This window comes from Marinospirillum sp., from assembly GCF_014859565.1.
This window is the reverse complement of the sequence record NZ_JACUUA010000232.1, coordinates 1-4,984: the sequence shown is the minus strand read 5'-3', so window position 1 is coordinate 4,984 and position 4,984 is coordinate 1. Positions and strand designations below refer to the sequence as shown.

Here is a 4,984-nt window from a genome sequence, read left to right as displayed (position 1 = left end):
ATGGAAGTTGAGGCGGATGACATTATCCCGGAGTACTACCCGGAACAGCAGGAAGGCTACAATGAAGCCGTGAAGCAAGAGCGAGTAGTCGAGGCTGGCAAACAGTCAGCCGAGCGCACCTCGTTTATCAGCCGCAATCCTTCGTCAGCCCCACGCCAAGAGCAGCAGATTGATGACGTTATCGAGCACGAACCGGAACCGCAGCAGCAACCACAAGAAAATGCGAATGCCCGGCATCAAGCGAGTCAAGAACCACAGCAGCAAAGCGGAAATGACGAAGTGAATGTTTTTTGATTTATAGCGCTTAATGCTCAGGGGCAGCGTTAGCAGTCCCGTCTGCAACTTTTTGTTATGCCCTGCGGGGCAGGAGGATTTAGAAAATGAGCAAGAAAACTTTAAGAGCCACTCTGGAGGTAGAAATTCCTGACGTAGAAGTAACTTACGAGCAGCTGCAGAATTTTGTTTGGTTTTATATTTGCCACGAAGGAAGTATAAAAACAGAAAATCCGCTGTATGGCGCAGACTACGAAATAACTTATTGCGACTTCGAGCAGGTATAACGGGTGCGATCAACGGTTTATCCGTTGCATTGCTTTGTTATTTGATATTAAACGAACCAGGAGGTTTATATGAGCGAAATCCTTGCTTGCCCAGAGTGCGGTGAGATAAAGCAGGTAACAACCACCTTTTCTCAAATGTTGCTGGTTAATTCAGGCCGCCACTACTGCACATCTATGAAAACGCATGATGCAGACTCTCCTGCAAACTGCCTTAAATGCAGCTGGAAAGGTGAACGCAAAGATTTAAAGCCTGCTATCAAATAACACCAAGATGGCCGGTGCGCCAGCATCCGGCTGATCGAGCTGTTATGCGCAATTATTTTAAATCCAACCAAAAAAAACAGGTGAATCATGGAATTACAAGTTAAAAACTTTCGCGGTATTTCTTCGGCAGTTTTACCGCTGGATAAAACCACTCTGGTAGCCGGGCAAAATGGCGCTGGCAAAACCTCTTTAGCCATGGCTCTGGCTGCTGCTTCATCCGGTCATGCGTCCCCGTGGGCAAATGTCAGCGTTAGAGATGCTAAGTCCGGTCTGCTTCGCAAGGGTGCAAGCCGTGGCAGCGTGACCATTATGGATGGTCACTCGCACATTACGGTCAACTATCCCGGCGGCAGCGTGTCAGGCGAAATGAAGGTGGGCGCAGTTTCTGCTGTTGCTGCTGGGATTATCTCCCCAGCAGACATGAAGTCCAACGATTTAACGCGTCTGCTGTATGACTACCTTGATGCCACCCCCAACAAAGAGCACTTATCCGAGGAAATCGGCGCTCAGGCCGCTGAGCAGGTGTGGCCAGTGATTGAGTCAGATGGCTGGGATGCCGCTTACAAGCGTGCCCGCGAAAGCGGCACAAAGCTTAAAGGTCAGTGGGAAGGTCTTACCGGCGAAGCATACGGCAGCGCAAAGGCTCAAGCCTGGCAGCCACAAGGTGCTGAATCGTACAGCCTCCAGCATACATCCGATGAGATGCAGGCAGCAGTTAATGCATCAGCGGAAAATCTGAATGCTATGCGCAATCAGAACGCAGTTATTCTCAGTCAACAGGAACAACTGCAACAGCAGATCATCCGTGCCGAAGCCGCGCAAAAATACCTTGCCGATAACGGTATAGACCCGAATAACCCGCCAGACCCCGAAGCGGAAACAAACGCCATACGCATCAGCATCCAGCGTGCGGATCTGGAAAAACTGGCTGATGAATTACCCGCGCTGGAACTGAAAAAAGTCGAGCTGACTCAGCAGACGGCTGATGCTTACAAAGCCATTGAAGCAGCAAGACAAAAACATGACGCACTGCCAAAGCCTGATGTAGCGGTGATTACAGCACCATGCCCAAGCTGCGGCACCCACTTGGTTGTGGTAAGTAAGCAGGAGCTGCAAATCCCAGCAACAGAGCAGTTAAGCACAGAGCAGCGGGAGCAAATGACATCTGCCATCCGGGAGGCTGATGCCGAATTGCAGCGGGCAGAGTCCATTCACGCCACGCTGTCTCAGCAGCTTGCCACAATTGCAGGCCAGCACGCGCGCGCCTCTGAGGCAGCAGATCAGCTGGCCGGAATGCCAGATGTGGCTGCTTCCGGTGATGAAAACCGTATCGCTGTATTGTCGCGTGTTGCACGGGCCATTCAGACGATTGAGCATGGCAATGCAGCCCGTCAACAGCTTGAACAAATGCAGGCTTCCGGTATTGACCAGGAAGCAATCAATCATGCTGAAATGGAGCTGAACGCAGCCAATGCAGCACTGCATATCCGCCAGCTGATTGATCAGGCATCCGGCATCAGCAAGCGCATTACCCAAAACATTGCGATTACCACGGCACTGTCTTCGGGTGTTGACGGCCTGCGCGGAAAGCGCATGGCACAGCAGCTCTCGCAGCTGAATGAAAGCCTTGCTCACATTTCTGCGTCTGCTGGCTGGAAAACCGTATTTATTAGTGATAATATCGCTATACAGTACGGTGATGCAGAATATGGCTGGCAGTTGTCGGAATCAGAAAAGTTCCGATGCCGTGTGATTTTGCAGGCTGCACTGGCCGATCTGGATTGCTCGCCTGTGATGGTGGTTGATGCAGCCGATATTCTGGACAAAAAAGGCCGCAACGGACTGATTGGCATGGCAAAAAAACTGGGTCGTCCGATCATCATTATGATGACGATCAACGAAAAGAAGGATGTGCCAAACCTTGCTCCACTGGGAATGGCGTCATTCTGGATCAATGAATCCGGCGAAGTTGAGCCGGTTTAATAAAACCAACGCAAGAGGTATTCCTAATGGGATTTAATATCATTAACCCCGCCGAAGCAAGGCAAAAACGCGATTTTAACCCGGTAAAACTGGGTTTTGATCAGAAGCAAAATATCACAGTGAGTCTCAGCTCTGATGCGGTCGAGCGTATCGGCCTGCTGTCTGATGATGAAACGCCGATCATCCAGCTGGGAGTTGACGGCAAAAAAATCGGCATCTTTGCAGCACCTATTGGACGCTCCGGCTTTGAGCTAAAGAAAACCAGTGGCGACCTTCCGCGCTACACTTTTTCCGTGCCGGTTGAGGCGCTATTTCCTGATGCCGCTGATCTGGTTCAAGCGCCTTTCCGGGCGCGTATCATGACCAGTGTTAGCTTTGAAGAGCACTCCGGTATGAAGGGCGTGATTGTGGATGCGGCGGATCACCTGTTTGCAACCGCTGAACCTGTAATAGCTGAACCTGAAGCAACAGAGCAGAGCGCGGATCACGAGCCTGCTAACACTGCTGATCAGGCCGAACATGATCCTGACGAATATCAGCAGCAGGAAAACGGCGAAGTATTCATTTAACAAAGCCAGTGCCCGGCACCGCTGGGCACTGAGCGTACCGGCTACTCAGGAATTAAAATGAACACAAAAAACATGCTTTGCAGTGTTATGTCGTATTCAGCAGAAATGCCGGATGCAGCAGTCGTAGAGAAAGCCTTCTCTGGCTTTGAGTTCGACCAGGATCAATGGCTTGGTGCAGCTGTTCACAAGGGCTTTGAGCGAATAAGTGGCGAAATGTTGCAGCAGTTTCCTTCACGGGATGGCTTTGTTTTTGCTGTGCGTATCGACACCCGCAAGCCGCCATCCAGCGCAGTTAAGCGTGCCGTTGAAGACAAGGTATCGCGCACTGAAAAAGCCGAAAGCCGGAAAGTTGGCAAGAAAGAGCGCAAACAGATCAAGGAAGAAATCGAGTTCAACATGCGCGTCAAAATGCCAGCATCCAGCAAAACCATCTACTGCTTCTGGCACAAAACAAGCAAGCTGTTTTTGTCCGGTGCCAGCAAATCTGAAGCTGACGAAGTAACAAGCCTGATGGTTCACGCGCTTGAGCATATAAAGGCCAGTACCATTTACATTAGTGGTATCACCGATGGACTTTCAAAACGCCTTCTCCATTGGCTGGAAGGTGACGATATGGCTTTCGGTGATGATCTGGATGCAGGCGAAAGCTGCACCCTGAAAAATCATGACGGTGAAAAAATCAGCGTAAGCTCATCAGACCTGAGAGCCTACAGTGACGATCTTGCTAAGGCGATTCAAGTCGGCGGGATGACCTGTGAGAGCCTGCAGCTGACCATAAAAAAAATGGATGGCGTTTGCTTTACTCTGGACAAAAACTTTCGCCTCAGCGGTATCAGCCATACCACGAAGCCGGAAGATATGAATGACCTGGAAGACCCAGTTTACTCCTTCTGTATCGAATCGGAATCACGCACATTGCTGGTATGCCGTATCATTGATGCCGTGAAGGCCATGTTTCATTACGACAAGCCAGAGGATTGAGTGGATGACGATGATTCGTAATCTTGGACATCTGTCACCATCCGTGCGCCAGCAGATCATTGATTTTGTTGGTGATTCAAGCGACTGGCGTATCGTAAGCGGAAAGGCAGAGCACAAACAAAGCGACAACACCAAGCTGTTTAAGTGCCCGGAAACCGGAAGTCATTTTTGGGTTATAAAGTCATCAAAAACAAGCGAGTAATTTATGGCACGCGGCGTTAACAAAGTCATTCTTATTGGCAACATGGGTGCTGACCCTGAGATGCGCAGCACCCAGCAGGGTAAGTCAGTAGCCAACATCAGCATTGCCACCAGCGAAAGCTGGACGGACAAACAGACAGGCCAGAAAGTCGAAAAAACCGAGTGGCATCGGCTGGTCATTTTTGACAAGCTGGCTGATATTGCCGGGCAATACCTCAAAAAAGGCAGCAAAATCTACATTGAGGGCAAGCTGCAAACCCGCAAATGGCAAAACCAGCAGGGTGTGGATCAATACACTACGGAAATCGTGGTTAACGAGCTGCAAATGCTGGACGGCAACAATAGCCAGCAGCAGGCATCCCAGCAGGCACCTCAACAGCAAGCCTATAATAACCCGCCACCTGCGCAGCAGCATCCGCAGCAGCA

General features: G+C 50.4%; 8 protein-coding genes. All 8 read left to right on the top strand.

Annotation, left to right across the window (positions count from 1 at the left end; translation table 11 throughout):
• Positions 1 to 294, top strand: a 294-nt coding sequence (locus tag IBX50_RS17240; RefSeq protein ID WP_292257538.1) for a hypothetical protein, incomplete at its 5' end; no start/stop codon positions are given.
• A gap of 86 nt (positions 295 to 380) precedes the next feature.
• Positions 381 to 560 carry a hypothetical protein gene (locus tag IBX50_RS17235; RefSeq protein ID WP_292257537.1) on the top strand — a complete coding sequence of 60 codons (180 nt, stop codon included), beginning with the start codon at positions 381 to 383 and terminating at the stop codon, positions 558 to 560.
• Positions 561 to 629: 69 nt separating this feature from the next.
• Positions 630 to 824 carry a hypothetical protein gene (locus IBX50_RS17230; RefSeq protein WP_292257536.1) on the top strand — a complete coding sequence of 65 codons (195 nt, stop codon included), beginning with the start codon at positions 630 to 632 and terminating at the stop codon, positions 822 to 824.
• Between the two features lie 87 nt (positions 825 to 911).
• Positions 912 to 2,807: a hypothetical protein gene (locus IBX50_RS17225; protein WP_292257535.1), complete on the top strand. Its 1,896-nt coding sequence runs from the start codon at positions 912 to 914 to the stop codon at positions 2,805 to 2,807.
• 26 nt (positions 2,808 to 2,833) lie between these two features.
• Positions 2,834 to 3,376, top strand: a complete 543-nt coding sequence (locus IBX50_RS17220; RefSeq protein ID WP_292257534.1) for a hypothetical protein — start codon at positions 2,834 to 2,836, stop codon at positions 3,374 to 3,376.
• Between the two features lie 57 nt (positions 3,377 to 3,433).
• Positions 3,434 to 4,357, top strand: coding sequence for a recombination-associated protein RdgC (rdgC, locus tag IBX50_RS17215; protein ID WP_292257533.1), 924 nt, complete (start codon positions 3,434 to 3,436; stop codon positions 4,355 to 4,357).
• 4 nt (positions 4,358 to 4,361) lie between these two features.
• Positions 4,362 to 4,559, top strand: a complete 198-nt coding sequence (locus IBX50_RS17210; protein ID WP_292257532.1) for a hypothetical protein — start codon at positions 4,362 to 4,364, stop codon at positions 4,557 to 4,559.
• A 3-nt stretch (positions 4,560 to 4,562) separates the two neighbouring features.
• Positions 4,563 to 4,984 (top strand): single-stranded DNA-binding protein (gene ssb, locus IBX50_RS17205; RefSeq protein WP_292257531.1); only part of this gene is annotated, 422 nt, incomplete at its 3' end.

Bases quoted from the DNA above. Each gene is read 5' to 3' on its own strand.
- IBX50_RS17235 (WP_292257537.1), top strand. From the start codon at position 381: ATGAGCAAGAAAACTTTAAGAGCCACTCTGGAGGTAGAAATTCCTGAC.
- IBX50_RS17225 (WP_292257535.1), top strand. From the start codon at position 912: ATGGAATTACAAGTTAAAAACTTTCGCGGTATTTCTTCGGCAGTTTTA.
- IBX50_RS17220 (WP_292257534.1), top strand. From the start codon at position 2,834: ATGGGATTTAATATCATTAACCCCGCCGAAGCAAGGCAAAAACGCGAT.
- rdgC (WP_292257533.1), top strand. From the start codon at position 3,434: ATGAACACAAAAAACATGCTTTGCAGTGTTATGTCGTATTCAGCAGAA.
- IBX50_RS17210 (WP_292257532.1), top strand. From the start codon at position 4,362: ATGACGATGATTCGTAATCTTGGACATCTGTCACCATCCGTGCGCCAG.
- IBX50_RS17230 (WP_292257536.1), top strand. From the start codon at position 630: ATGAGCGAAATCCTTGCTTGCCCAGAGTGCGGTGAGATAAAGCAGGTA.